This window comes from Ramlibacter aquaticus, assembly GCF_015159745.1.
Lineage (GTDB): Bacteria > Pseudomonadota > Gammaproteobacteria > Burkholderiales > Burkholderiaceae_C > Ramlibacter > Ramlibacter aquaticus.
Genome location: NZ_JADDOJ010000210.1, coordinates 1 through 401 on the forward strand (window position 1 = coordinate 1; position 401 = coordinate 401).

At 66.3% G+C, this 401-nt stretch carries 1 protein-coding gene; it reads left to right on the plus strand.

Annotation, left to right across the window (positions count from 1 at the left end; translation table 11 throughout):
- Window positions 1-401 (plus strand): pyridoxal-phosphate dependent enzyme (locus tag IM725_RS20155; protein ID WP_193782412.1); only part of this gene is annotated, 401 nt, incomplete at both ends.

Genomic DNA, 401 nt, shown 5'->3' on the forward strand with positions numbered 1-401 from the left:
CCCCCTGACCTTCGGCCCGACGCCGATCGAGCCGCTCAAGCGGCTCTCGGCCCATCTGGGGGATGCGGTCGAGATCTACGCCAAGCGCGAGGATTGCAATTCGGGCCTGGCCTATGGCGGCAACAAGCTGCGCAAGCTCGAATACATCGTGCCGGACGCGATCAAGAGCGGCGCCGACACCCTGGTCTCGATCGGCGGCGTGCAGTCGAACCCCACCCGTATGGTCGCGGCGGTGGCCGCCAAGATCGGCATGAAGTGCCGGCTGATCCAGGAGGCCTGGGTGCCCCACGAGGATGCCGTCTACGACCGGGTCGGCAACATCCTCTTGTCGCGGATCATGGGCGCGCAGACGCAGCTCGTGGATGACGGATTCGACATCGGCATCCGCGACAGCTGGAAGC